Source organism: Streptomyces sp. NPDC048481 (assembly GCF_043200075.1).
In the GTDB taxonomy this organism is placed as follows: domain Bacteria; phylum Actinomycetota; class Actinomycetes; order Streptomycetales; family Streptomycetaceae; genus Streptomyces.
In genome coordinates, this window is record NZ_JBICXC010000003.1 from 626,983 (window position 1) to 651,856 (window position 24,874).

Annotated in this window: 20 protein-coding genes and 2 tRNA genes; 14 read left to right on the forward strand and 8 right to left on the reverse strand. The window is 73.4% G+C overall.

The window, feature by feature from the left end; genetic code table 11:
- Nucleotides 1-410 precede the first annotated feature (410 nt).
- The 5 genes from ACGFSH_RS13490 (at nucleotide 411) to ACGFSH_RS13510 (ending at nucleotide 5,577) form a co-directional block, all read left to right on the forward strand.
- Nucleotides 411-1,379, forward strand: a complete 969-nt coding sequence (locus tag ACGFSH_RS13490) for a bifunctional MaoC family dehydratase N-terminal/OB-fold nucleic acid binding domain-containing protein (protein WP_393347907.1) — start codon at nucleotides 411-413, stop codon at nucleotides 1,377-1,379.
- Nucleotides 1,376-1,771 (forward strand): MaoC family dehydratase, encoded by a 396-nt coding sequence (locus tag ACGFSH_RS13495; RefSeq protein ID WP_393347909.1) that lies wholly within the window; start codon nucleotides 1,376-1,378, stop codon nucleotides 1,769-1,771. The genes ACGFSH_RS13490 and ACGFSH_RS13495 overlap by 4 nt, the downstream gene beginning before the upstream one ends.
- Nucleotides 1,768-2,937, forward strand: a complete 1,170-nt coding sequence (locus ACGFSH_RS13500; protein ID WP_393347911.1) for a lipid-transfer protein — start codon at nucleotides 1,768-1,770, stop codon at nucleotides 2,935-2,937. The genes ACGFSH_RS13495 and ACGFSH_RS13500 overlap by 4 nt, the downstream gene beginning before the upstream one ends.
- Nucleotides 2,938-3,223: 286 nt before the next feature.
- Nucleotides 3,224-3,769 carry a SigE family RNA polymerase sigma factor gene (locus ACGFSH_RS13505; protein ID WP_393347912.1) on the forward strand — a complete coding sequence of 182 codons (546 nt, stop codon included), beginning with the start codon at nucleotides 3,224-3,226 and terminating at the stop codon, nucleotides 3,767-3,769.
- Nucleotides 3,770-3,921: 152 nt separating this feature from the next.
- On the forward strand, nucleotides 3,922-5,577 hold the full coding sequence (locus ACGFSH_RS13510; protein WP_393347914.1) for a long-chain fatty acid--CoA ligase: 1,656 nt from the start codon (nucleotides 3,922-3,924) through the stop codon (nucleotides 5,575-5,577).
- A 213-nt stretch (nucleotides 5,578-5,790) separates the two neighbouring features.
- On the opposite strand, the gene ACGFSH_RS13515 is transcribed toward ACGFSH_RS13510, so the two are convergent.
- Nucleotides 5,791-7,041 carry an MFS transporter gene (locus ACGFSH_RS13515; protein ID WP_393347916.1) on the reverse strand — a complete coding sequence of 417 codons (1,251 nt, stop codon included), beginning with the start codon at nucleotides 7,039-7,041 and terminating at the stop codon, nucleotides 5,791-5,793.
- 130 nt (nucleotides 7,042-7,171) lie between these two features.
- Between ACGFSH_RS13515 and ACGFSH_RS13520 the strand changes: the two genes are divergently transcribed.
- Nucleotides 7,172-7,753 (forward strand): TetR family transcriptional regulator, encoded by a 582-nt coding sequence (locus ACGFSH_RS13520; protein WP_393347918.1) that lies wholly within the window; start codon nucleotides 7,172-7,174, stop codon nucleotides 7,751-7,753.
- Between the two features lie 59 nt (nucleotides 7,754-7,812).
- Here ACGFSH_RS13520 and ACGFSH_RS13525 read toward each other — a convergent pair whose 3' ends face one another.
- Together ACGFSH_RS13525 and ACGFSH_RS13530 are read right to left on the reverse strand one after the other, a co-directional pair.
- Entirely contained in the window at nucleotides 7,813-12,417 is a 4,605-nt protein-coding gene (locus ACGFSH_RS13525) for a PAS domain-containing protein (protein ID WP_393347920.1), read from the reverse strand.
- A 373-nt stretch (nucleotides 12,418-12,790) separates the two neighbouring features.
- Nucleotides 12,791-13,333, reverse strand: coding sequence for an SSI family serine proteinase inhibitor (locus ACGFSH_RS13530; RefSeq protein ID WP_393347922.1), 543 nt, complete (start codon nucleotides 13,331-13,333; stop codon nucleotides 12,791-12,793).
- 157 nt (nucleotides 13,334-13,490) lie between these two features.
- Here ACGFSH_RS13530 and ACGFSH_RS13535 point away from each other — a divergent pair.
- Together ACGFSH_RS13535 and ACGFSH_RS13540 are read left to right on the forward strand one after the other, a co-directional pair.
- Nucleotides 13,491-13,581, forward strand: a tRNA-Ser gene (locus ACGFSH_RS13535).
- Nucleotides 13,582-13,807: 226 nt separating this feature from the next.
- A tRNA-Arg gene (locus tag ACGFSH_RS13540) sits at nucleotides 13,808-13,880 on the forward strand.
- Between the two features lie 92 nt (nucleotides 13,881-13,972).
- Here ACGFSH_RS13540 and ACGFSH_RS13545 read toward each other — a convergent pair.
- The 5 genes from ACGFSH_RS13545 to ACGFSH_RS13565 all read right to left on the reverse strand — a co-directional run bounded on the left by ACGFSH_RS13545 (nucleotide 13,973) and on the right by ACGFSH_RS13565 (nucleotide 17,125).
- Complete coding sequence (locus tag ACGFSH_RS13545) at nucleotides 13,973-14,737, reverse strand: DUF2637 domain-containing protein (RefSeq protein WP_393347923.1); 765 nt, start codon at nucleotides 14,735-14,737, stop codon at nucleotides 13,973-13,975.
- 549 nt (nucleotides 14,738-15,286) lie between these two features.
- On the reverse strand, nucleotides 15,287-15,511 hold the full coding sequence (locus tag ACGFSH_RS13550) for a hypothetical protein (protein WP_393347925.1): 225 nt from the start codon (nucleotides 15,509-15,511) through the stop codon (nucleotides 15,287-15,289).
- Between the two features lie 44 nt (nucleotides 15,512-15,555).
- Nucleotides 15,556-15,789: a hypothetical protein gene (locus tag ACGFSH_RS13555; protein ID WP_393347927.1), complete on the reverse strand. Its 234-nt coding sequence runs from the start codon at nucleotides 15,787-15,789 to the stop codon at nucleotides 15,556-15,558.
- A gap of 66 nt (nucleotides 15,790-15,855) precedes the next feature.
- A complete protein-coding gene (locus tag ACGFSH_RS13560; RefSeq protein ID WP_393347929.1) occupies nucleotides 15,856-16,515 on the reverse strand; it encodes a rhomboid family intramembrane serine protease in 660 nt (219 codons plus the stop codon).
- Nucleotides 16,516-16,618: 103 nt separating this feature from the next.
- Entirely contained in the window at nucleotides 16,619-17,125 is a 507-nt protein-coding gene (locus tag ACGFSH_RS13565) for a MarR family transcriptional regulator (protein ID WP_393347931.1), read from the reverse strand.
- A 191-nt stretch (nucleotides 17,126-17,316) separates the two neighbouring features.
- Between ACGFSH_RS13565 and ACGFSH_RS13570 the strand changes: the two genes are divergently transcribed.
- The 6 genes from ACGFSH_RS13570 (at nucleotide 17,317) to ACGFSH_RS13595 (ending at nucleotide 24,715) form a co-directional block, all read left to right on the forward strand.
- Entirely contained in the window at nucleotides 17,317-17,751 is a 435-nt protein-coding gene (locus tag ACGFSH_RS13570) for an HGxxPAAW family protein (RefSeq protein WP_393347933.1), read from the forward strand.
- Nucleotides 17,672-18,547: a DUF2797 domain-containing protein gene (locus ACGFSH_RS13575; protein ID WP_393347935.1), complete on the forward strand. Its 876-nt coding sequence runs from the start codon at nucleotides 17,672-17,674 to the stop codon at nucleotides 18,545-18,547. Before ACGFSH_RS13570 ends, ACGFSH_RS13575 begins: the two co-directional genes overlap by 80 nt.
- A gap of 171 nt (nucleotides 18,548-18,718) precedes the next feature.
- A complete protein-coding gene (locus ACGFSH_RS13580; RefSeq protein WP_393347937.1) occupies nucleotides 18,719-19,459 on the forward strand; it encodes a response regulator transcription factor in 741 nt (246 codons plus the stop codon).
- Nucleotides 19,456-21,147 carry an ATP-binding protein gene (locus tag ACGFSH_RS13585; protein ID WP_393347939.1) on the forward strand — a complete coding sequence of 564 codons (1,692 nt, stop codon included), beginning with the start codon at nucleotides 19,456-19,458 and terminating at the stop codon, nucleotides 21,145-21,147. The genes ACGFSH_RS13580 and ACGFSH_RS13585 overlap by 4 nt, the downstream gene beginning before the upstream one ends.
- A 14-nt stretch (nucleotides 21,148-21,161) precedes the next feature.
- The gene (locus ACGFSH_RS13590) at nucleotides 21,162-22,550 is read left to right on the forward strand and encodes a glycosyltransferase (RefSeq protein ID WP_393347941.1); all 1,389 of its coding nucleotides are present in this window, start codon (nucleotides 21,162-21,164) and stop codon (nucleotides 22,548-22,550) included.
- A complete protein-coding gene (locus tag ACGFSH_RS13595; RefSeq protein ID WP_393347943.1) occupies nucleotides 22,547-24,715 on the forward strand; it encodes an ArnT family glycosyltransferase in 2,169 nt (722 codons plus the stop codon). The genes ACGFSH_RS13590 and ACGFSH_RS13595 overlap by 4 nt, the downstream gene beginning before the upstream one ends.
- Nucleotides 24,716-24,874: the final 159 nt, after the last annotated feature.

Sequence of the window (24,874 nt, forward strand, 5' to 3'; positions counted from 1 at the left end):
GTCCGGTGAAGGGGCGTCAAGGAGGTTTATCGGCCGTCCCTCACGCTTGCGTGGTAATCAGGGCATGTGGGGTGGTTCGTCAGGGATTTGGTGGGCAACTCTGATCTCGCGACGTCGTCGCAGGGGCGGGGCGGTCGGCGGACCGCCCTGGCGGGACACGGACTTGCGCCCCCGCTTGGGGAGGGGAGGGAGAAAGGAGGGAGAGGAGGGGAGAGGGGGAGAGGGGGAGAGGGGGAAGAGAGGGGAGCGCCGAGGGGGCTCGGGGCGCGGCTTCGGAGGGGAGAGAGGGGGCGGTGCGGCTGTGCGGCGGTGCTTCGGCGTCGCCGCACAGGCGTTTCGGGTGGTGCGACGACCTTGACAGGCGGCCGCGTCTGACGGACAGTCAGAAATCGTCCGGAAGGAGTGCGGTTGTGGACGACGACCATCTCCACCTGCGGCTCAAGGCCTACGAGGGGCGCCCCGCCGCGGTCGCCGGCGTGGGCCGGGATCCCGTCAACGCGCCCATGATCAGGCACTGGTGCGAGGCGATGGGCGACGCCAACCCCGCCTACGCCGGCCCCGACGCGATCGCCCCGCCCACCATGCTCCAGGCGTGGATCATGGGCGGCCTGGGCGGCCCGGGGAGCGTGCACGAGGGGCGGGCGCGGGCCTATGAGGAACTGCTGTCCCTGCTCGACGGGGCGGGCTGCACCGCGGTCGTCGCCACGGACTGCGAGCAGGAGTACCTGCGTCCGCTGCGGCCCGGGGACGAGGTCGCCTTCGACACCGTGATCGAGTCGGTCTCGTCGCGCAAGACGACCAGGCTGGGCACCGGCTACTTCGTGACGACGCGGACCGAGGTCCGGGTGGGCGGGGCGCTTGTGGGCACCCATCGCTTCCGCATCCTCAAGTACGCGCCGGCCCCTGACGCGGCCACGGCCGCCCCTGTCGCCGCGGCGGCGGAGGCGCATCGGCCCGAGCCCGCGCGGGCGGACGGGCTTCGGCCGCGGCCTGTCGTCAACCGGGACAACGCCGGATTCTGGGCGGGCGTGGGCGAGCGGCGGTTTCTCATCCAGCGGTGCGTCGCCTGTGCCACCCTTCGCTTTCCCTGGCTGCCCGGCTGCAACGCCTGCGGTTCGGCCGAGTGGGACACGGTCGAGGCGGGCGGCCGGGGCACGGTGTTCTCGTACGTCGTGATGCACCATCCGCCGTTCCCGGCGTTCTCCCCGCCCTACGCGGTGGGGCTGGTCGAACTGGCGGAGGGCGTCCGCGTGATCAGCGGCGTCGTCGGCGTGCCCTACGACAAGGTGCGCATCGGAATGCCGGTGGAGCTGGAGTTCCAGGTCTTCGACGACGAGCTGACGTTGCCCGTGTTCCGCGCGCGGGAGGGTGCCGCGTGAAGGCCGGTGACGAGCTGCCGCCGCTGGAGATCGCGGTCACCCGGACCCTGATCGTCGCCGGCGCCATCGCCTCGCGCGACTACCAGGACGTCCACCACGACCACGAGCTGGCCCGGGCCAAGGGGTCCCCCGACATCTTCATGAACATCCTCACCACCAATGGCCTGGTCGGCCGCTACCTCACCGACTGCCTCGGCCCCACGGCGGTGCTCCGCAAGGTGGCCATCCGGCTGGGCGCGCCCAACCACCCGGGCGACACCATGGTGTTGAGGGGCCGCGTCGAGGAGGTCGACGGCGACACGGCCGTGGTGCGGGTCACCGGGGACAACGGCGTGGGCCGGCACGTCACGGGGACGGTCACGCTCCTCCTCGCGAAGGAGGCCGGGTCGTGAACGCGCGCGTGCGGGACCGGCTGGGCGGCCGGGCCGCGATCGCCGGGATCGGGGCCACGGAGTTCTCCAAGGACTCGGGGCGCAGTGAGCTGCGACTGGCCGCGGAGTCGGTGCGCGCGGCCCTGGCCGACGCGGGCCTCACGCCCGCCGACGTGGACGGCATGGTGACCTTCACGATGGACACCAGCCCGGAGATCACCGTGGCGCAGGCCTGCGGCATGGGCGAGCTGTCCTTCTTCTCCCGCGTCCACTACGGCGGCGGCGCGGCCTGCGCGACCGTGCAGCAGGCGGCGCTCGCCGTGGCGACGGGCGCGGCCGAGGTCGTCGTCTGCTATCGCGCGTTCAACGAGCGCTCCGGGCGCCGTTTCGGGTCGGGCGTGCGGCAGCGGGAGCCGTCGGCGGAGGGGGCGGCGCTGGGCTGGTCGCTGCCGTTCGGGCTGCTCACGCCGGCCTCCTGGGTGGCGATGGCGGCGCAGCGCTACCTGTACGCCTACGGGCTGAGCGCGGAGGAGGCCTTCGGGCCCGTCGCCGTCACCGCGCGACGGCACGCGGCGGCCAACCCGGCGGCGTACTTCCACGGCCGTCCGATCACGCTCGCCGACCACGCGTCCTCGCGCTGGATCGCCGAGCCGCTGAGGCTGCTGGACTGCTGCCAGGAGACGGACGGCGGCCAGGCGCTGGTCGTCACCTCCCTGGAGCGGGCCCGCGACCTGCCCCGGCCGCCCGCCGTGATCGCGGCGGCGGCGCAGGGCGCGGGCCGGGCCCAGGAGCAGATGACCAGCTATTACCGGGACGGCCTGACCGGGCTGCCGGAGTCGTCCGTGGTCGCCCGGCGGCTGTGGGAGGGCTCCGGGCTGACGCCGGGCGACATCGACGTCGGCATCCTGTACGACCACTTCACGCCGTTCGTGCTGATGCAGCTGGAGGAGTTCGGCTTCTGCGCCCGCGGTGAGGCCGCCGCCTTCGTGGCGGAGGACCGGTTGCCGCTCAACACCCACGGCGGCCAGCTCGGGGAGGCGTACCTCCACGGGATGAACGGCATCGCGGAGGCCGTACGGCAGGTGCGCGGCACCGCCGTGAACCAGCTGCCCGGGGCGGCCCGCGTCCTGGTGACGGCGGGGACGGGCGTACCGACGTCGGGCCTGGTCCTCACCTCGGACAGGTGAGGTCCGGCGCAACCTGGAGGGGTGGGCGTCCGGCGCGCGTGGGGCTTCGCTTCACGGCGTCGTGGACGGCTTCGTCCCAGGTCGGCGGATGCGCGGGCGGCTTCCGGCGGCCCTCGGGGGCGGGTGGGGCGTCATACCCCGGTACCAGGGACATCCCGCAGGGGTGGGGAAGGTCTCGTCCACCTCTGGGAGGTGGGGCCCGCACCACCTCTACAACCTGAGACGGACGCGGCTTCGGGACCTGCGGGCGATCCGCGCGGCCCGGGGGCGAACCTAGCGTGGAGCCATGACCACAACCGTGTGCACCAGCGCTTCGAACGGCATGACGCGGCCTTCACCGTACCCGTCGTTCGCGTCGTACGTCAGGGCCCGGCAGCCGGTGCTGCTGCGCACCGCCAGGTCGCTGACCGCGAACCCGTGCGACGCCGAGGACCTGTTGCAGTCCGCGCTCGCGAAGACGTACGTCGCGTGGGACCGGATCGAGGACCACCGGGCGCTGGACGGCTATGTGCGCCGCGCCCTGCTGAACACCCGCACGTCGCAGTGGCGCAAGCGCAAGGTCGACGAGTTCATGTGCGAGGAGCTGCCGGAGCCGGATCCGGTCGGCGGCGACGACCCCGCCGAGCGGCAGGCGCTGCACGACGCCATGTGGCGGGCGATCACGAAGCTGCCCGCGCGGCAGCGGGCGATGGTCGTCCTCAGGTATTACGAGGATCTCAGCGAAGCCCAGACGGCCGACGTGCTCGGCGTCTCCGTGGGCACGGTGAAGTCGGCGGTGTCGCGGGCCCTGGGCAAGCTGCGTGAGGACCCTGAGCTGGTACTTGTCCGGTAGTGCGCCGCTGTGCGCCCACCTGGTGTGCTGACCTGGGCTTTGTCGTGACGTGATCGATCATCGTCAGCTAGTGACATACCGCGTGGTATGTGCGCAGAATCAGCGCAACAATGACCACCGCGTAGGCGATGTCGCCGCCCTGGGAGGACGCCGTGCTGAGCACCATGCAGGACGTACCGCTGCTCATCTCCAGGATCCTGACCCACGGGACGAAGATCCACGGAACGTCGCAGGTGACCACCTGGACCGGTGAGGACGAGCCGCGACGCCGCTCCTTCGCCGAGATCGGCGACCGTGCCGCCCAGCTGGCGCACGCCCTGCGCGACGATCTCGGAGTGACCGGCGACGAACGGGTCGCCACGCTCATGTGGAACAACGCCGAACACGTCGAGGCCTACTTCGCGGTCCCGTCCATGGGCGCCGTGCTGCACACCCTCAACCTGCGCCTGCCCCCGGAGCAGCTCGCGTGGATCATCGGCCACGCCGCCGACAAGGTCGTCCTGGTCGACGGATCCCTGCTGCCCCTCCTCGCGCCGCTGCTCCCGCACCTGCCGACGGTCGAGCACGTCGTGGTGTCCGGCCCCGGCGACCGCTCCGTCCTCGACGGCGCCCACGCGCGCGTGCACGAGTACGAGGAGCTGCTCGCGGACCGTCCGACGACGTACGACTGGCCCGAGCTGGACGAACGCTCGGCGGCCGCCATGTGCTACACCTCGGGCACCACGGGCGACCCCAAGGGCGTGGTCTACAGCCACCGGTCGATCTACCTGCACTCGATGCAGGTGAACATGACCCAGTCGATGGGCCTCACCGACCAGGACACGTCGCTCGTCGTCGTCCCGCAGTTCCACGTCAACGCCTGGGGCCTGCCCCACGCCACCTTCATGACCGGCGTCAACATGCTGATGCCGGACCGCTTCCTCCAGCCCGCGCCGCTCGCCGAGATGATCGAGCGGGAACGTCCGACCCACGCGGCGGCCGTCCCCACCATCTGGCAGGGCCTGCTCACGGAACTCACCGCCAAGCCGCGGGACGTCTCCACCCTCACCCAGGTCACCATCGGCGGCGCGGCCTGCCCGCCCTCCCTGATGGCCGCCTTCGACGAGCTGGGCATGCGCGTCTGCCACGCGTGGGGCATGACGGAGACGTCCCCGCTCGGGACCGTCGCCCGCCCGCCGGCCCACGCGGTGGGCACCGACCAGGAGTTCGCGTACCGCATCACCCAGGGCCGCTTCCCGGCCGCCGTCGAGGCCCGGCTCACCGGCCGCGACGGCGAACGCCTGCCCTGGGACGGGGAGTCAGCCGGCGAGCTGGAGGTGCGCGGCATGTGGATCGCGGGCGCCTACTACAACGGCCCCGACGCCGAACCCCTGCGCCCCGCCGACAAGTTCAGCGAGGACGGCTGGCTGCGGACGGGTGACGTCGGCACCATCTCCCCCGACGGCTACCTCACGCTCACCGACCGCGCGAAGGACGTCATCAAGTCCGGCGGCGAGTGGATCTCGTCGGTCGAGCTGGAGAACGCGCTGATGGCCCACCCGGACGTCATGGAGGCCGCCGTCGTCGCCGTCCCGGACGAGAAGTGGGGCGAGCGTCCGCTGGCCACGGTCGTCCTCAAGGAGGGCTCCACCGCCGACTTCGCGTCGCTGCGCGCCTTCCTCGCCTCCGAGGGCGCGATCGCGAGGTGGCAGCTCCCCGAGCGCTGGACGATCGTCGAGGCAGTCCCGAAGACGAGCGTGGGCAAGTTCGACAAGAAGGTGCTGCGCAGGCGGTACGCGGAGGGCGAGCTGGACGTCACCCAGCTCTGATCGCCCCGGCGGCCCGCCCGGCCCCGGCCGGGGGTCCCGGCGCCTGGTGGGCCGGGAGCGCCCGTGCCCGCCCGGCGGGCCGGTGCCCGGCCGTCCCCCGGGCCACCTGAGCCGCCTGGTCGCCTGAACCGCCTCGCCACCTGATCCGTCGGGCCGCCGGGACCGCCCGGCCGCGTCCGGTCCGCTGCGTCTGGTGCGTCCCGCCCCCGCCCCCTACCGGGCGGTGGCCCGGCGGCGTGTGCCGGTCGTGGTCCAGCCCAGGACCAGCCACGCGCCCGCCACCGCGACGACGCCGCCCCAGCCGAGACCGGCGTAGGCGAGCCCGGCCAGGGCCGAGGCGGTGGCGCCGCCCGCGAAGCCCGCGACGACATAGGCGCTGTTGGCGGTCGCGGGCGCGGAGGTGGTCGTCAGGGCGAGGGTCTGGTTGGCGACGTGGGACGCGACGAGCGCGGCGTGGATCACGACGGCGGCCACGAACAGCGCCGCGAGCACGTGCCCGCCCAGCCAGAACAGCGGGACCGAGACGGCGGCGAGCAGGTACGCGCCGCGGACCGTCCGCGCCGCGCCGAAGCGGTCGACCAGACCGCCGGCCAGCGGCGCGACGACGCTCGCGGAGAGCCCGAAGAGGCCGAACAGGCCGGCGGTCGCGGTCGACATGCCGTACGAACCGTCGGTCAGCAGCAGCGCCAGCGACGTCCACAGGGCGCTCCAGGCGCCGTACATGCCGGCCTGCCGCACGCAGGCCCGCCACAGGTCGGGCGAGCGCCGCACCAGTCCCGGCATCGCGGTGAGACCGGCGAAGAGATGGCCGTCCCGGGCGGACCGTTCCTCGGCGGGGAGCGCGGCCGCGGTCAGCAGCCCCAGGACGGTGGTGAGGACGGCCGCGCCGACGAACACCGTCCGCCAGCCGAAGGCCTGTCCGGCGAGCCCGCCGAGCACGCGGGCCGCGACGATTCCGGTGAACAGTCCGGCGATGACGGCCGCCACGTGCCGGGCGCGCCGGTCGGCCGGGGCCCGGGCGGCGACCAGCGGGACGAGGAGCTGCGGGACGACCGTGGCGGCGGAGGCGACGAGCACGGCCGCCGCGAGGGCCGCGGCGCTCCCCGCCGCCGCGCCGGCGATCAGCGCGAGCGCCGTGACCAGGGAGAGCGCGGCGACCAGCCGCCGCCGGTTCACCCGGTCGCCGAGCGGGGCGAAGAACAGCAGGCCGGCCGCGTAGCCGAACTGGGCGACCGAGGCGATCCAGGCCACCGCCGAGGACGTCGTGCCGAAGTCGTGCGCGATGAGGGGGAGCAGCGGAGCCGCGACGTAGATGTTGGCGGCCGTGACGGCGGTGCACAGGGCGATGAGGACCAGGAGGAGGTTCCGGCTCCGGCCGGTGACCGGGCCCCGGTTCGATTTCGGGTCCGGGGTTTGCCGGTGCGTGGCGGTGGCGGCCGGGGTGCTGGTGCCTGCGGACGACATGGGGAGGCGCTCCTTCGAGACGACTCGACAACCAACCAGTTGGTTGGAACGGCAGGTGCAACAGTCTGGGGCGGCCGCCGATTCCCTGTCAACCAACTAGTTGGTTACGTGCCTCGCCTACGATGTCCCCATGGCAACCACCAGGGATCCCGAGGCCACCCGAGCCCGGATCTTCGACGCCGCCGTCGCGGAGTTCGCCCGCCACGGCATCGCGGGCGCGCGCATCGACCGGATCGCCGCCGAGGCGAAGGCCAACAAGCAGCTGATCTACGCCTACTTCGGCAACAAGGCCCAGCTGTTCTCCCTGGTCCTGGGGCGCAGCATGGTCCATCTCGCCGCGGCCGTCCCCGTCGACCCGGACGACATCGAGGGCTGGCTCGACCGGCTGATGGACTACCACGCCGCCCACCCCGAACTGCTGCGTCTCCTCTACTGGGAGGGCATCGAGTACGGCACCGCCGAGCTGCCCGACGAGGCGGAACGCCGGGAGCACTACGCGCTCAAGGTCGGCGCGATGCAGGACGGCCAGGACCGGGGCGTGATCACCGACGCGATCCCGGCCCGCGACCTGCTCTTCCTGCTGATCGCGATCGCCAACTGGACCACCGTCGTCCCCCAGATGAGCCGCATCCTGGCGGGCGGCGAGGACACCGACCGCGACCGGCTGCGCTCCTCCATCAAGGAGGCGGCCCGCAGGATCATCGCGAACTGACGCCCGGCCGACCCGTCGGTCAGCCGGTCGCCGGGTCGGTCCGTCCGTCCATCCGTGGTTCAGTTGGTGCCGATCCGGGCCAGCAGGTCCACGATCCTGCCCTGCACCTCGGGGCTGGTCGACCGCTCGGCGAGGAAGAGGACCGTCTCCCCCGACGCGAGCCGCGGCAGGTCCGCCTGGCCCACGGCCGCCGTGTAGACGACCAGCGGGGTGCGGTTGAGCTGTCCGTTCGCCCGCAGCCAGTCCAGGATCCCGGACTGCCGCCGGTGCACCTGCATCAGGTCCATCACCACCAGGTTCGGCCGCAGCTGCCCGGCGAGCGTCACCGCGTCCGCGTCGCTGGCCGCCCGCGCCACCTGCATCCCGCGCCGCTCCAGCGTCGAGGTCAGCGCGAGGGCGATCTCGGCGTGCTCCTCGATCAGGAGCACCCGCGGCGGATGCTGCTCGCTGTCACGCGGGGCGAGCGCCTTCAGCAGGACGGCGGGGTCGGCGCCGTAGGCCGCCTCGCGCGTCGCCTGCCCGAGCCCGGCCGTGACCAGCACCGGCACCTCGGCCGCGACGGCGGCCGCGCGCAGCGACTGGAGCGCGGTGCGGGTGATCGGCCCGGTCAGCGGATCCACGAACAGGGCCGCCGGGAACGCGGCGATCTGCGCGTCGACCTCCTCGCGCGAGTGCACGATCACCGGGCGGTAGCCGCGGTCGCTGAGCGCCTGCTGGGTGTGGACGTCGGGCGCGGGCCACACCAGCAGCCGGCGCGGATTGTCCAGCGGCTCCGGCGGCAGCTCGTCGTCCATCGGCTGCGGCCGCGGCGGATCCGCCACCTCGACGGCCCCGCCGGGACCGTCCAGCGGCTCCGGCCCCTCGGCGGCGTTCTCGTCCGGCGCTCCTATGGCGTACGAGCGTCCGGCGCCGTCGGTGCCGCCGGGAGCGAGCCGCGACTGCCCCGCGAGCGAGGGGTGCGCCTGCGGCGCGGGCGGGGGGACGGGGGCGCCCGGCACCGCCGGCTGCGCCGCAGGCGGGGCGGTCGGAACCCTGACGGCCTGACCGACCGGGCCCGGCTGTCCCGGCTGTCCTGCCTGGGGCGGCAGGGGCTGCTCGGCCGACGGGTGCGGGCGAGCCGTCTGCTCCGGGCGGGTCGCCGGATCGGGCGGGGTCCCCAGCTTGCGGCGACGTCCGGAACCGCCCGGCGCGTGGGGGGCGGGGGTGGCCGACGAGGACGGCTGCGCCTGGGGCGCCTGCTGCACCTGCGCGGCCTGCCGGGTGAACGGCACGCCCTGGCCCAGGGTCCGCACGCTGATCGCGCGCCCCTGAGTGGAGTTGGGGTCCATGGCCGGCGGCGGGACCGCGGCCTCGGCGGGCAGTGGCTGCGCGGCCCGCGGGCGTCCGACGGCGGCCTCGGGAGGCAGCGGGGTGCCACCGCCCGGGGTCGGCGTGAGGGGGGCGGCCGGTGCGGGCTGCGCGGGGGCCGCCGTGCCGTTCGGCGCGACCGGGGCGCCCGGCGCCGCCTCGGCCGGGAGCGGCTGCCCCGGCCCGGACGCCTGCGCCTGGGGCGACGTCCGGGGCTGCGGCTGGGCCTGGATCTGGGCCTGCACGGGCGCCGGGGCCTGTCCCGGAACGGCCGCCTGAGCCACCATGGGCCCGGCCTGCCCCGCCTGCCCGGACGCGGCGGCGGCCTCGGCGGGCGGCTGGCCGACGGCACGCCGACGACGGCCCGTGGGCGCGCTCGTCGGATGCGGCTGGGGCGGGGTGTGGTCGCCGGACTGGTCGTGGGTGACGGCGTCATGGCGACCACGGTCCGCGCCGGAGTCGTCCGCGACACCCTGGCCCGACGTCTGAACCGCTGCCTGGACGGCGGCCTGACCAGGCCCCTGCGCCTGCGCGGGAATCGGAGCCTGCGGGGGAACGGGAACAGGAACAGGCACGGGTCCGGAGCCCGGGGCCGGCGGCGGAAGGGGAGCCTGGGCCGGAATCGGCGACTGCGCCGGAATGGGGGACTGCGCCGGTACGTGGACCGCTCCGGCCCCGGAGAACCCTCCCGCTCCCGGCATCGCTCCCGCGCCCGGGGCGGGAAGGGGAGCCGTGCCGGCGGGGGGCACCGGCCCCACGGCCGGCGCCGGGTGTGCCGCGCCGGTCCCGCCGGCGGCGTCGGAGCCGACGAGACCATCGAGGCCTTCAGGGCCGTCCGGTGTCCGGTCCGCCGCCGCGGGCGGCAGGGCGAAGACCGAGCGGGGGGCCGCCTCCTGGGCGGCGGCACGCTCGTTCGCGGCGGCCAGCGCGCGCCGGCGACGGCCCGTGGGCTGCCCGTTCTCCTCCTCCGTCTCCGAACCGGCGGCCGGGTCGGAGACGCCCTGGGAGGGCGCCGGCGCGAGCGCGGGCAGGCCGGACGGCAGGGCGTTCTGCGGGTTCGGCTGCTGCTGTTGCCGCCCGTCGGGAGCGTGCCGGGCCCGGCGTCCGCCCGGAGCCTGGACGCCCTGCGGCGGAACGCTCTGCGGCGCGACACCCTGGGACGGAACGCCCTGCGGCGGGACGGTGCCGCCGAGTCCGGTCCCCGAGGCGGCGGTTCCCGCCGCGTGCTCGGCCGCGGTCATGACGGCGCCCTCGCTGACACCGGCGTCGGCTCCCGCGTCCCCCACGACGGCGACCTCGGCCGACCGTCCGCGCCGCCGTCCGGTGCCGCCGGAACCCTCCGTGCCGTCCGCGCCGTCGGTCTCCCCCACCGCGGGCGGAAGTTCGCCCGGCAGTTCCTGGGCGGCCGGGCCACGCCTGCGCCGGCGTCCCGTGGGAGCCGACGCGTCCGCGTCCGTGCCGCCGCCCGCGCCGGGAGGCGCGGCCTCGCCCTCCAGGAACGCGTCCACGGACGACCGCCGGGCCCGACGGCGTCCTCCGGCGCCATGCTCCGCGGGGGCGCCCGGAGCGCTCCCGTCCACGCCCGCGGACGCGTCGGGACCGGAGGCGAGGGCGGGCAGCGCCAGTGCGGGCGTGGCCGCGACCGCGCCCGCCCCACCGCCCAGCGGCACCTCCAGCACGTAGGCGCTGCCGCTCATGCCCGGCACCTCGTGCGTCTGGAGCACCCCGCCGTGCGCCCGCACGATGCCCCGCACGATCGGCTCGTGCACGGGGTCGCCGCCGGCGTACGGCCCGCGCACCTCGATGCGCACGACCTCGCCGCGCTGAGCGGCCGCCACCACGACCGTGTTGTCCATGTAACCGCCCGCCGAGACGGGCGCGTTGCCGGTGGCGTCCACGCCCGCGACGTCGGCGACGAGGTGCGCGAGCGCGGTCGCGAGCAGCCGCGCGTCGACCTCGGCCTCGATGGGCGGCGCGTGCACGGCGAACTGGACCCTTCCGGGCCCGATGAGGTCGACCGCCCCGTCGACGCCGGCCGCGACGACGGCGTCCAGCATGACCTTCGTGCGGACGACGGTCTCCGCGCCCGTGTCGAGCCGCTGGTACCCGAGGACGTTGTCGATGAGCGTGGTGATGCGGGAGTAGCCGGCCGACAGGTGGTGCAGCACCTGGTTGGCCTCGGGCCACAGCTGGCCGGCGTCGTCGGCGGCGAGCGCGGCCAGCTCGCGGCGCAGCTCGTCCAGCGGTCCGCGCAGGGAACCCCCGAGCAGGGTGAGCAGCTGTTCGTACCGACCGGCGAGCGCCTCGTAGCGGTCCTTCTCCCGCTCGCCCAGCGCGGCGTAGCGCTCCTCGCCCGCCGCGAGCTCCTCCTCGTGCCGCTCGCGCAGCTCCTCCAGCTCGGCGACGTGCTGCTGGCGCAGCGCGGTGAGGTCGGAGGCGTGCTCCTCGGAGAGCTTCTCCAGCTCCGCCGCGTGCCGCTTCTCGACGGTGTCCTTCTCCTCGGCGAGCGCGTCGAAGGGCCGCCGGTCGGTGAAGGTCATGACCGCGCCGACGAGCTGGTCGCCGTCCCGCACGGGGGCGGTCGTCAGGTCGACCGCGACCCTGTCCCCGCTCTTGGACCACAGCACCTGTCCGCGCACCCGGTGCTTGCGCCCGGAGCGCAGGGTGTCGGCGAGCGGCGACTCGTCGTACGCGAAGGGGGAGCCGTCGGCGCGCGAGTGCAGCACGAGGTCGTGCAGTTCCTTGCCGCCGAGATCGCTGGCCCGGTAGCCCAGTATCTGGGCGGCGGCCGGATTGACGAGGACGATCCGCCCGTCGGTGTCGGTCCCGACGACGCCCTCCGACGCGGCCCGCAGGATCATCTCGGTCTGCCGCTGCGAACGCGCCAGCTCGGCCTCGGTGTCGACGGTGCCGGAGAGATCGCGCACGACGAGCATCAGCAGTTCGTCGGAGGCGGACGTGTAGCCGTAGCCGTCGTAGGCCTGCTGGCCGTTCTCGAGGTTGGCGCTGGTGACCTCGACGGGGAACTCGGTGCCGTCGGTACGGCGGGCGGTCATCCGGGTCGGCTTGGTCTGGCCGCGCGGGTCCATGTGGTCGGGGCGCCGCATGGAGCCGGGGATCAGCTTGGAGTCGAACTCCGGAAGCAGATCGAGCAGCCCGCGCCCCACCAGGGCCGTGCCCGGCGTCTCGAACGCCTCCAGCGCGATGGTGTTCGCGTTGACGACCGTCCCGTTGGCGTTGACCAGCAACAACGCGTCGGGAAGCGCGTCGAGTATGGCTGCGAGGCGAGCAGCGCCTCGGGATGGCCTGCTGCTCACGAGTCGCTTCCTCCCTGTTACCGCACTTTGCCGACCGCTCGGGCCATCTTGCCAACCGGTCCGCAGCGTGTCACGCGAGGGAGTCTAAGGGCTGGGGTCCCTCCGGCGACGCCGGATGAGAGGCAGCTCGCACGACGAAGCGCCACAGAACGTGTGTCCGTACCCCTCCCCGCCGGCCCTTCCGCCCGTCGGCCTGCCACGAAGCCCGTCCGGCCCCTGTCCCGCATGCTCCGGCCCGCCCGCGCGACTTCGCGGGACCTTCGCCCGACCTTTACGGAACAGGTTCTTCCGCCCCGCCCGTCCGAACCCGCGTAGGCCCGGACGGCCACTCCGACGACCGGGGCCGGCCGCCGACCCCGGCCGCTGGGCCGGGTCAGCGGCCGGCCGGACGCAGATCGGGCAGCAGCGGCACGAGCCGGTCCCACCGCTCGATCTCACAGCCGTTGCTGCGGTCGTACACGGCGTCGACCGGCCGCCCGGCCCAGCGTCCGGTGACGTGCGCGGTGGCCGGGCCGCCGTACCGCATCGTGCAGACCTCGCCCTCGGGCACGGGCGCGAAGACGTCCCGCCCCCACCGGGCGTCCCGGTCCAGGACGTCGCACGCGCCCGCCGGGTCCGGATGACTGCCGCCGGCCGGGTGGCAGTACACCTCGAAGGTCCCGTCGGCGGGCCCGTCCGCCCGCGCACCCGTGTGCCGGACGGTGACGGTGAGGTGGTCGCCGGACACCTGGTCCTCGTCCCGTACGGGCGGAGGCGCGAGGGGGCGGGCGGCGCCGGCCGGCGGTGCGACGGCGGTGAGCGCGCCGGCCGTCCCGGCGTACGCGGTTGCGGGGCCCGCGCCGGAGGCGGCGATCACGGCGGCGCAGGCGGCGGAGACGGTGACGGCGAACCGTCGGAGCGGGGTGACCTGGGGCATGACCGTACTAACGGCCCGCCGCCGCCGACGTTGCGCCCGGACAACGCCTTTGCCCTGCGCCGGGGGTCCCTAGTACCGTGGACGCCGATTGGTGACACCGCGCTCGACTGTGTCATCATCTGCACGCACCACTCGCACACACGCGAGCGGTTGTGCTGGAGGCGTCGCCTAGTCCGGTCTATGGCGCCGCACTGCTAATGCGGTTTGGGGTTTACGCCCCATCGAGGGTTCAAATCCCTCCGCCTCCGCTCGAACACCGAAGCCCCGGTCCCACCGACCGGGGTTTCGTCGTTCCCCGGCCCGTCGCCCAGCCCGGCCCCCGACCGTCCGGAGGCCGCTCCGAGGGCATTTCCGCAGGTCACAAGGGGTATGGCTAACGGATTTCACATGACGGCGGCAGTCATGTAATGTTCTTCCTGTCGCCGCGAGCGGCTCGAAAGGGCCAGGAACGAAGACAGAAAAACCGAATAACAAGCACTCGTAGCTTAACGGATAGAGCATCTGACTACGGATCAGAAGGTTGCAGGTTCGAATCCTGCCGAGTGCACACAAAACGAAGGCCCCGGATCACTCCGGGGCCTTCGTCGTGCGGGTGCACGGAGCGGGCGCGGGTGGGCGCGGCTCGTGGGGTGGGTCGGTCTATTGCCGGTGGCGGCGGGTCGGTTGTCTGGGCGGCAGGGTCAGGGTGATCTGGCGGACGAGTTGCTGGAAGCAGGCGAGGGATGCGAGGGCCGGGAGGACGGCGCCCGCGATTCCGGTGAAGGTCTTGTCCGCCTGTGCCACGCACAGCATCATCGCGACGGAGGAGAAGAGCAGAACGATGAACCAGGAATGCACGGCCCTGCGTTGATGCAGGGCGGTGCGCAGGATGGACAGTGAGGCCACCATCCACGGGCCGTACACGAGGAGGGGCCAGGACGGGACGATGCCGGCCTCCGATCCGGACGTGATGTTCTGCAGGGGCCGGTAGGCGACCATGCCGCCGAAGACGCTGACCATCGCGACGATCACGGAGACGAGGGCGACGAGGGCGAAGCTGCCGGTCTGCAACCACCTGAGCCGGGCTTTGCGCACTTCCAGCTTGCGATGCCCGCTGGAGGGGCGTCGGGGACGCGGCAACTGGACGGCCAGGGTCTCCAGCGGGTCGCCGAAGTCGGCGCCTGGCGGGGACTCCCTGCGAAAGGGCGGCACCCTGGCAGGCTGCTCCACCGGGACGGCTTCCTGGAGGAGATGGGCCATTTCCTCGACCGGGTCCCAGCCTCCCGTTTCGGGCGCGGCCAGGGGGACCCCCGGGTGGGCGCCGTCGTCAGGCCCCCCGATCCAGCCGGTCGGCGTCCCGTAGGAATACCCGTCGGAGTACCACTCGTGCGGCCCGGACGACGGATTCACGTAGTTGTGGTTCATGGCGTTTGTTTCCGTTACGCACAGGTCGCGTGACGGTCGGATGCATCCTGGCCGTTCCACCGGGAGGTCATTTCTCGCTGGATTTCCTCCAGCAAGGTGAGGAATTCACGCAGCAGCGTCTCGGTGGTCCGGTGTTCGACCCCCGTGCCGTCCCCGTCGATGATCTCCCGTGGCCTGATCGGCGAGTGGGCCGCGCCAGATGGCCAGGCGCTTCTCCGCATGGACGGATCATGGTCCGCAGCCGTATGGACCGGCCTTGCGTTGCGCTGCGGCAGGCCGGGGGAAGATGCGTGTGTCATATCCCGCTAACGCCAGTCCACATCCGCCGGGTGCGCGAGCGGATGAGTGACCGAGACCCCGGAACGAGTGAACTGTGCTTGATCAAGTAATACCTGACTCACTTAGCACTTCCTGAGCCGAAATGTTTCTCCTGGGTTCGGTGCGGCGTAAATAGGATTCGCTGCCGATAAGGCTTGTCTCGTGCATCCGGCCGGGATTTTCCGCGGTGTTCGGTGACGTGGTCGAGGGGCCGTCTCGCGTCCGCTCGCGTCAGGCGTCCGACTCCGGGTTCCAGTGGTCCGGGCCGGTGCCGCGCCAGTCGATCCACGGGGCGCTCGCTATCTCCGCCGGGTCGATCTCCAGCCCGGCGCGGCGGAGGAATTCCGCCACGTCGGCCGCGTTGTGGGCGAGCCCCAGCATCTCGCCGTCCACGCGCACCCGCCGGCCGCCCGCGGGGGTGGGCGGAAGCACGGTCACGCGGTTCGGTCCGGACATGTCTCCAGCGTCGTCCGGGGTCCGCGGTCCCGCATTCCGGCCGGTCATCCGGTGAGCCGTTCGCGCTCGTCCGGCACCGGGCCCGCCGGGTGCCGCAGATCCCACCACGCCGAGGGGTCCGGACGCCGTCGCTGCCAGTAGGGGTGGAAGAACACCTGGGTGGACAGCCGGTGCAGGCGCCGCCGCAGCTCGGTGCGACCGGGCCGGGCGGCGAGCTGCCGGTAGGTGGCGCTCCACTCCCGCTGCGCTTGGACGAGGTCGTCGGGGAACCGTCGCATGACTAAATTCAATCATGTGTTCGATTTTCTGCGCCACACGCGCCACGCCGGCACCGGCCCCATCCGCTAGAGCAGACCCAGGTCGTCCAGTTCCTTGTGCAGGGCCGCGCGGGGGGAGTCGTCGAGGGCGGGCGCCTTGCCGCGGGGGCGGCGGCGGGGGCCGCGGTCGCGGAACAGCCAGGCTCCGAGCAGACCGCCGGCCAGGCCGCCGAGGTGGCCGAGCCAGCTCACCCCGGGCGTCCCGGGCACGGCCACCGTGAGCAGATAGGCGAAGGACGCGGCCATGACGAGGCCGATCAGCGTGTCGATCAGGTGGCGGTCGAAGAGGCCGCGGACCACGACGTAGCCGAAGTACCCGAAGACCAGACCGCTCGCCCCGACCGTGTCCGCCCCGCCCCGTTCGAAGAACCAGACGGTGAGGCCGCTGGAGAGGGCGACGAGCAGCGTCAGCCCCATGAAGCGCGCGACCCCTCGGTACGCGGCGAGGAAACCGAAGACGAACAGCGGCCCCGAGTTGCTCTCGATGTGCGCCCAGTTCCAGTGGAGCAGGGGCGCGGTGAGCACGTGCGGCAGGGCGCCGACGTCACCGGAGACCACGCCGAACTCCCGGGACAGGGCGTAGTCGTCGGCGTAGTTGGCGGCCTGCACCAGCCATACGAGGGCCAGCAGCCCGAACATCACGAAGAACGCCTTGCGCGCCTCCGCGACCAGCTCCGATTCGCTCACGACAGCTCCCTCCCCGGCGGACGTCTCCGCGTCGTCGCGAACTCTACGGAGTGGCGTGTGCGACCCGACGGGGATGCCGGGAGACGGCTCGGTGGGCCGTGGCTCAGAGGTCCTGGCGGGGGTCCTGGCGGTCGCGGAGTTCCTCGCGGTAGGCGTTCACCAGCCCGGTCGCGCGGGTGAACCAGTCCGTCAGGACGGCGGTCTCCTCGGGGGAGTAGTCGGCGAAGAGGCTGTTCAGGCGGGCGTAGTGCGGCTCGTACAGGGCGTAGACCCTGGCCACGGCCGACGGCACGGCGGCCACCCGGACCCGCCGCCGGTCCCGGGGGTCGGGGCGGCGGCTGACGTACCCGGCGCGTTCCAGGCGGTTGAGGATGCCGGTCACCGCGCCGGTCGTGACGTGGACGCGGTTCGCGAGGTCGCCGGCGCTGAGGAGGTCGTCGCCGGCCTGGATGACGTAGCCGAGACAGGTCAGGTCGGTGACGTTGAGGCCCAGGCGCTGGGCCATCTCCTGCTGGCCGACCATGCTCGCCGCGATGAGGTCGTCCATCGCCGCGAGCGCCTGCTCGGGGGTCGCGGCGGGGCGGGGGGACGGCGGTGGCTCGGGTGTCATCGCGGGGGTCCGGTTCCTCTCCTGCACGCTGCCTGCCTGCACGCCCCGGCCTCCGGCCCGAGCGTGTGGCCCATCCTCCCCCTTGGCGGCCCCGTCTCCTTCCTCGGTGGCGGTCGGCCTTGCTGTCCGGCCGGGTTTGTCTTACATTCTAAGAGGTTTCTATTCGTAACTTCTTAGGTGGTGAGGGATCGATGGCCGGGCGTCTGATCGACGAGTACGACGAGGGGCACACGATCGCGGGCTGGACCGGGGTCGCCGTCGCGACGGCCGGGACGTCCCTCCTGGGCGTCGGGGTCTGCGCCGTCTCCGTGCCGATGCTGCTCGCCGGAGGGGCCGTCGTCGTGATGAGCGCGCTGGTCACCTGGGCTCTGCACCTCACCGGGTGGGGGAAGCCGCCGGGCGTGCGGCCCGCGGCGGAGTGGGGGATGCGGGTGCGCGACGCGGGGGCCCGGGGCGGTCACCCCGGATGCCTCGGATGCCGGCTCGCGGGGCGCGGGCGCCGGGCCCCGGCCGCGTTGTCAGTGGCTGCGCCTACCGTTGCGGGTGATGGCACAGGAGTGGAAGTGCTCGGGGCTGCGATGGTCGGCGCAGGGCCCCGTGCTGACGTGGGACGGGGGGCGTCGTAGCCCGTTGTCCTGGGGGAAGCGGGTCGCCTTCGGGGTGGCGGCCGGGGGTGTGCGGCGGTGCGTGGGAGCGCGGGGGCATCCGTGCCCGCTGCAGGCGGCGCTCTCCGGGAGGGGCACCGGGGCCAGGTGCGAGGAGTGCGCGCGGCTGGACCGGGCGCACTCCGTCGCGGCGGACGGGATCGCCGACGATCCCCGGCCGTACCACGTGTACCTGGCGTGGTTCGGTCCCGGACTGGTCAAGGTCGGGATCACGGCGGTCGAACGCGGGCCGGCGCGGCTGCTGGAGCAGGGCGCGGTGTGTTTCACCTGGCTCGGCGCCGGCCCGCTGATGGCCGCCCGGCGTACCGAGGAACTGCTGCGTGCCGCACTGCGGGTCCCGGACCGGATCCCGTACGCCGTGAAGCGGGCGGTGCGGTCCGCGTTGCCGGACACGCGGGAGGAACGGGCGGACGAGATCAGGGAGGTGTACGGGAAGGCCGTCCGACTGGGCGGCTGGCCCGAGTCGTTGGCCCCGGAACCGTTCCTCGCGGTGGACCATGTGCGGGCGTTCGGGCTGGCGGACGCGCCCGCCGCGTCCGGGGAGGTGCGCGAACTCGTGGCCGGGGGGTCGCTGGGCGGGGAACTGGTGGCGGCGGCCGGACCCGATCTGCATCTGGCCGGCTCCGACGGGGTGGTCGTCCTCGACACCCGGCTGATGCGGGGGTGGGAGCTGGTCCCGGCGGCGGGCGGTGAAGTCGCCTTCCCCGTACGGCACTTCGAGGTGCCCGCGGACCACCGGCAGGACGGGCTGTTCTGAGCCTCGCCGACCGGCGCCCCGGCGCCCTTACGACCGGGATCACCGGGGCGGCCCGGACGGGGTGGGGGCGGGAGGTCCCCAGGTGTTCCCTGAGAGGCGCCTGTGCGTTTCTCAGGCAAATCACAGACGCGTGAAAGGGTGCTCTCAGGGGCCCCCGACAGGGTGTTCATCATGACCACGACCTCGCCCCAGGGGCGCACCGAACTGCTGAGGCCGGACGGGAGCCCCGTCCGAGTGCTTGTGGTGGACGACGAGATGTCGATCACCGAACTGCTCTCCATGGCCCTGCGCTACGAGGGATGGCAGATCCGCAGCGCCGGGGACGGCACGGGCGCCCTCCAGACGGCCCGCGAGTTCCGGCCCGACGCCGTCGTCCTCGACATGATGCTGCCGGACATGGACGGGCTGACGGTCCTGGGGCGGCTGCGGCGTGAGCTGCCGGACGTCCCGGTGCTGTTCCTGACGGCCAAGGACGCGGTCGAGGACCGCATCGCCGGTCTCACCGCCGGGGGCGACGACTACGTCACCAAGCCGTTCAGCCTGGAGGAGGTCGTGGCCCGGCTGCGCGGGCTCATCCGCCGCTCCGGCGCCGCCGACCGGCGCTCCGACTCCGTGCTCGTCGTCGGGGACCTGACCCTCGACGAGGACAGCCACGAGGTCTCGCGGGCCGGCGACGACATCCATCTGACGGCCACCGAGTTCGAGCTGCTGCGCTTCCTGATGCGCAACCCGCGGCGCGTGCTGTCCAAGGCGCAGATCCTGGACCGGGTGTGGTCCTACGACTTCGGCGGCCAGGCCAACGTCGTCGAGCTGTACATCTCCTACCTGCGGCGCAAGATAGACGCCGGCCGCGAGCCGATGATCCACACACGCCGCGGAGCCGGGTACCTGATCAAGCCCGCCGTGTCATGAGCGGACGGCGGCGACCGCGTCCGCGCAAGCGTCGAGCGGGTACACCGCGCAGCCTTCGGACGCGACTCGTCGTCGTGTCCGTGACCCTGATCGCCGTGGTCTGCGCGCTGATCGGCACCGTGACCACCCTGGTGCTGCGCGATCACCTCTACGACCAGCTGGACGACAGCCTGCGCGAAGCCGCGATGCGCGTCTCCGGCGGTCCCGTCGGCGGGCCCGGCGGCAAGGGCACCGCAAAGAACGGCGACGGCAGCGGCGTGCCGCAGCAGCGGGCGACCGACATCGGCGCGTTCGTCAGCCAGGGGCCGGGACCGCAGAAGGCCCTCGCCGCCACGGTCGTCGGCGGATCGATCACGAGCGGCAAGGTCGGCGACAAGCGCACCGACGACAACGACATCCCGCGGATGCAGCCCGAGGACCTCACCGACGCCCAGACGACGAAGCTCGGCACGGTCGCGCGGGACGGCCGGCGGCACACCGTGGAGATCCCCGGCCTCGGCGCCTACCGGGTCCAGTACATCCACGGCAACAACGGCGACTTCTACGTGGGCATCCCCACGTCCGACGTCGACGGCACCATCAGCACCCTGATCCTCGTCGAGGTCAGCCTCACGTTCGCCGGGCTCGTCGCCGCCACCCTCGCGGGAACCGTGATGGTCGGCGTCGCCACCCGCCCCCTGCGCAAGGTGGCGGCCACCGCCACCCGCGTCTCCGAACTCCCCCTGCACAGCGGCGAGGTCAACCTCAGCGAGCGGGTGCCGGAGGCGGAGACCGACCCGCACACCGAGGTCGGGCAGGTCGGCGCGGCGCTGAACCGGATGCTGAACCACGTCCACGGCGCGCTGCACGCCCGTCAGGAGAGCGAGACGCGGGTCAGACGGTTCGTCGCGGACGCCAGTCACGAACTGCGCACCCCCCTGGCCTCCATCCGCGGCTACGCCGAGCTGACCCGGCGCGGGCGCGAGGAGGTGGGCCCCGACACCCGGCACGCCCTCGGCCGCATCGAGTCCGAGGCCGGCCGTATGACCCTCCTCGTCGAGGACCTCCTGTTGCTGGCCCGCCTCGACGCGGGCCGCCCGCTGCGGTTCGAGCAGACCGACCTCGTCCCGCTGGTCGTCGACACCGTCAGCGACGCCCGCGCCGCCGGACGCGAACACGTCTGGCGTCTCGACCTCCCCGACGAGCCCGCCCTGGTGTCGGCCGACTCGGCCCGGCTTCAGCAGGTGCTCGTGAACCTGCTGGCCAACGCGCGCACACACACACCGCCAGGCACCACGATCACCGCCCGCGTCCGGCGTCGCGGACCGTGGGTGTGCGTGGACGTCCAGGACGACGGGCAGGGCATCCCGCCGGAGCTGCTCCCGCACGTCTTCGAACGGTTCGCACGTGGCGACTCCTCGCGCTCCCGCGCCTCCGGCTCGACCGGCCTGGGCCTCGCCATCGTGCAGGCCGTGGCTACCGCGCACGGCGGAGCGGTGACCGTCGACAGCGCGCCCGGGCACACCGCGTTCACCGTGCGCCTGCCCGCGCTCGGCCCGCCCGAGCCGCGGCCCGCCGCCGTGACTGACCGGCGATCCCACCCGCGGACCGGACACGCGCAGGCCGGGCATTCGCCGTCCGGGCACTCACAGTCCGGGCACTCACAGGCCGGGCACAGTGCCACCACATGGGTGCGACAGGGCGCCTGACGAGAGTCGACGGCATGCGAACCGACTCTTCTCCCGGCACCCTGCCGGCGCGGGAGCACCTCCCGGCCGCCACCGCCGGAACGCCTGTCCTGGACGTAGTGATCCCCGTCTTCAACGAGGAGAAGGACCTCCAGCCCTGCGTCCGGAGACTGCACGACCATCTGACGCGCACGTTCCCCTACTCCTTCCGCATCACCATCGCGGACAACGCCTCGACCGACGCCACGCCCTCGGTGGCGCGCCGGCTGGAGGCGCGTATCCCCCAGGTGAGGAACGTCCGGCTGGAGCAGAAGGGCCGCGGCCGTGCGCTGCGGACCGTCTGGTCGGCCTCGGACGCCCCGGTCCTCGCCTACATGGACGTGGACCTGTCCACCGACCTCAACGCGCTGCTGCCGCTGGTCGCGCCGCTGATCTCCGGTCATTCCGACCTGGCGATCGGCTCGCGGCTGGCCCGCGACTCGCGGGTGGTGCGCGGCCCGAAGCGCGAGTTCATCAGCCGCGCCTACAACCTGATCCTGCGCGGCTCGCTCCAGGCCCGCTTCTCCGACGCGCAATGCGGATTCAAGGCGATCAGGCGCGACGTCGCCCGGATTCTGCTCCCCCTGGTGGAGGACACCGGCTGGTTCTTCGACACTGAGATGCTGGTGCTCGCCGAACGCGCCGGTCTCCGTATCCACGAGGTGCCGGTCGACTGGGTCGACGACCCGGACTCCACGGTGCACATCGTGAGGACGGCGACCGACGACCTGAAAGGGGTGTGGCGCGTGGGCAAGGCCCTGGCCACCGGTTCGCTGTCCCTCCACCGGCTCCGCCGCCCCTTCGGCGACGACCCGCGCGACCGCGACATCCAGGACGTGCCCAAGGGCCTGGCCCGTCAGCTGGTCGGGTTCTGCGTCGTCGGCGGTCTGTCCACCCTCTTCTACCTCCTGCTCTACAGCGGCTTCCGCCAGTTCGGCGGCTCGCAGATCGCCAACGCGCTCGCCCTGCTGGTCTCCGCGGTCGCCAACACCGCCGCCAACCGGCGGCTCACCTTCGGGGTGCGGGGCCGCGGCGGGGCCGTCCGGCACCAGGCGCAGGGCCTCGTCGTCTTCGGCATCGGCCTCGCGCTGACCAGCGGCTCGCTCGTGGCGCTGAACGCGGCGGCCGCCGAGCCCGCGCACACCACCGAGCTGGCGGTGCTCGTCGCCGCCAACCTCGCCGCCACGGTGCTGCGCTTTCTGCTCTTCCGCGTGTGGGTCTTCTCCGACCGGCGCGACGGTGACGACGACGCGGTGACGACGCCCGCAACCGCCGTCGGCGCCGAGCCCGTGGGGGCCACGGCCTCCGACGCCACGGCCCTCGACGCCACCACGCGACGTCAGCCGGTGCGCCCCGAGAACATCGACCGGGGGGACGCCCGATGACCTCCCGTCTCGACCAGCCGACGGCCTGGGGCCCGCCCACCGCCACCGCCCCGCACGAACCGGCCGTCCCCCTTCCGGCCCCCGCCCCCGCCCCCGGCGCGGGCCTGCCCCGGCGGCCCCTGCCGCACCGGCTCTGGCGCGGCCGGCCCGAGGATCCCCGCTGGGCCCGCCCGGCCTTCCTCGGCCTGCTGACGGCCACGCTCCTGCTCTACCTCTACGACCTGAGCGCCTCGGGGTACGCGAACTCCTTCTACTCCGCGGCGGTCCAGGCCGGCAGCCGGTCCTGGAAGGCGTTCTTCTTCGGCTCGCTGGACGCGGGCAACGCCATCACCGTCGACAAGCCCCCGGCCGCGCTGTGGCCGATGGCGCTGTCGGTGCGGGTCTTCGGCCTCAGCTCCTGGGCGATCCTCGCGCCCGAGGTGCTGATGGGCGTCGGCACGGTCGCCGTGGTGTACGCCTCCGTGCGCCGCCGCTTCAGCCCCGCCGCCGGTCTGATCGCGGGCGCGGTGCTCGCGCTGACGCCCGTCGCCGCGCTGATGTTCCGGTTCGACAACCCGGACGCGATGCTGGCCCTGCTGATGGCCGTGGCCTGCTACTTCACGGCTCGCGCGGTGGAGGACGGCCGGACGAGGTGGCTGGTGTGGGCCGGGGTCGCGATCGGCTTCGCGTTCCTCGCCAAGACCTTGCAGGCGTTCCTGATCCTGCCGCCGCTCGCGCTGGTCCACGCCTTCTGCGCGCCGGTGCCGGTGCGCAGGCGGCTCGGCCAGCTGGCCGCCGCCACGGGCGCGCTGATCGTGTCCGGCGGCTGGTGGGTCGCGATCGTCGAGCTGTGGCCCGCCTCCTCCCGCCCGTACATCGGCGGTTCGCAGAACAACTCCTTCCTGGAGCTGACCTTCGGCTACAACGGTCTCGGCCGCCTCAACGGCGAGGAGACCGGCAGCGTCGGCGGCGGCGGTGGCGGCGGCACCGGCCAGTGGGGCGAGACCGGCTGGGACCGGATGTTCGACTCCGAGATCGGCGGCCAGATCTCCTGGCTGCTGCCGGCCGCGCTGGTCCTGCTGGCCGCCGGACTGGTGGCGACCCGCAAACTGCGGCGGACGTCGGCGACGCGGGGCCTGTTCCTGGTCTGGGGCGGCTCACTGCTGATCACCGCGGTCGTCTTCAGCTACATGGCGGGCATCTTCCACCAGTACTACACGGTGGCGCTCGCCCCCTACATGGCCGCGGTGATCGGCATGGGCGCCGCGACCCTGTGGGAGAGGCGGGCCGAGACCTGGGCCTCGGTCACCCTCGCGGCCTCCCTCGTGGCGGCGGCCTCCTGGTCGTACGTACTGCTCAACCGCACGCCCGACTACCTGCCCTGGCTGAAGTGGCTGGTGCTGACCGGCGGCCTGGCCGCGGCGCTCGGCCTGATCTTCGCGGGCCGCGTCGACCGCCGGCTCGCCCTCGCCGCGGCCTGCGTGGGCCTGGCGGCCGCGCTGGCGGGACCGACGGCGTACACCGTCAGCACGGTGCAGGAGGGCCACACCGGTTCCATCGTGACGGCGGGTCCGGCGGGCGCGAGCATGAGGGGCGGCGGTGGCCCGGGTGGCGGGGGCGGCGGTGGCCGAGGCGGCTTCACCGGCGGCCCCGGCGCCCAGAACCAGGGCCAGGGCGGGCAGAACCAGGGTCAGGGTGGCGGCCCGGGCGGCCTCCCCGGCGGGGGTCTGCCGGGCCAGGGCAGCCGGAACCAGCAGAACGGGATACCGGGTGCGGGGGTCGGCGACGGCGGTGGGATGGGAGGTGGTGGCGGCGCCGGCGGTCTGCTGAACGGCGCGTCGGTCACCGACCGGGCCAGGAAGCTGCTGGAGGCCGGTTCGGGGAAGTACACCTGGGCGGCTGCCGCGATCGGCGCCCAGAACGCCGCGAGCTACCAACTCGCCACCGGTGAGGCCGTGATGGCGATCGGCGGCTTCAACGGGACCGACCCGTCCCCGACCCTGGCGCAGTTCCGCCGGTACGTGGCCGACGGCAGGATCCACTACTTCATCGGCGGCGGCACGGCCGGCGGCGGCAGCGGGACGTCCTCGCAGATCACCGCCTGGGTCGAGGCCAACTTCACCGAGGTGACGGTCGGTTCGGCCACCTTCTACGACCTGACGCAGAAGACGACGACGAGCGGCTGATTTCTCACGGAGCGGCCCGGAGGGGCGGTGGCGGACAGCCACCGCCCCTCCGCATGCCCGGGGGCGGCGCTGCCCGGCGGTGGCCCGCGTAGTCGCCGTCGGCTCCGCTTAGCATCTTCAGCAGTGACCGCCACCAGCAGTGACCACCACCTCCAGCAG

Bases quoted from the DNA above. Each gene is read 5' to 3' on its own strand.
- ACGFSH_RS13515 (WP_393347916.1), bottom strand. From the start codon at position 7,041: ATGTCGTCCGCAGGCACCAGCACCCCGGCCGCCACCGCCACGCACCGG.
- ACGFSH_RS13555 (WP_393347927.1), bottom strand. From the start codon at position 15,789: ATGCGACGGTTCCCCGACGACCTCGTCCAAGCGCAGCGGGAGTGGAGC.
- ACGFSH_RS13550 (WP_393347925.1), bottom strand. From the start codon at position 15,511: ATGTCCGGACCGAACCGCGTGACCGTGCTTCCGCCCACCCCCGCGGGC.
- ACGFSH_RS13590 (WP_393347941.1), top strand. From the start codon at position 21,162: ATGCGAACCGACTCTTCTCCCGGCACCCTGCCGGCGCGGGAGCACCTC.
- ACGFSH_RS13580 (WP_393347937.1), top strand. From the start codon at position 18,719: ATGACCACGACCTCGCCCCAGGGGCGCACCGAACTGCTGAGGCCGGAC.
- ACGFSH_RS13570 (WP_393347933.1), top strand. From the start codon at position 17,317: ATGGCCGGGCGTCTGATCGACGAGTACGACGAGGGGCACACGATCGCG.
- ACGFSH_RS13530 (WP_393347922.1), bottom strand. From the start codon at position 13,333: ATGCCCCAGGTCACCCCGCTCCGACGGTTCGCCGTCACCGTCTCCGCC.
- ACGFSH_RS13545 (WP_393347923.1), bottom strand. From the start codon at position 14,737: ATGAACCACAACTACGTGAATCCGTCGTCCGGGCCGCACGAGTGGTAC.
- ACGFSH_RS13565 (WP_393347931.1), bottom strand. From the start codon at position 17,125: ATGACACCCGAGCCACCGCCGTCCCCCCGCCCCGCCGCGACCCCCGAG.
- ACGFSH_RS13505 (WP_393347912.1), top strand. From the start codon at position 3,224: ATGACCACAACCGTGTGCACCAGCGCTTCGAACGGCATGACGCGGCCT.
- ACGFSH_RS13585 (WP_393347939.1), top strand. From the start codon at position 19,456: ATGAGCGGACGGCGGCGACCGCGTCCGCGCAAGCGTCGAGCGGGTACA.
- ACGFSH_RS13520 (WP_393347918.1), top strand. From the start codon at position 7,172: ATGGCAACCACCAGGGATCCCGAGGCCACCCGAGCCCGGATCTTCGAC.
- ACGFSH_RS13595 (WP_393347943.1), top strand. From the start codon at position 22,547: ATGACCTCCCGTCTCGACCAGCCGACGGCCTGGGGCCCGCCCACCGCC.
- ACGFSH_RS13575 (WP_393347935.1), top strand. From the start codon at position 17,672: ATGGCACAGGAGTGGAAGTGCTCGGGGCTGCGATGGTCGGCGCAGGGC.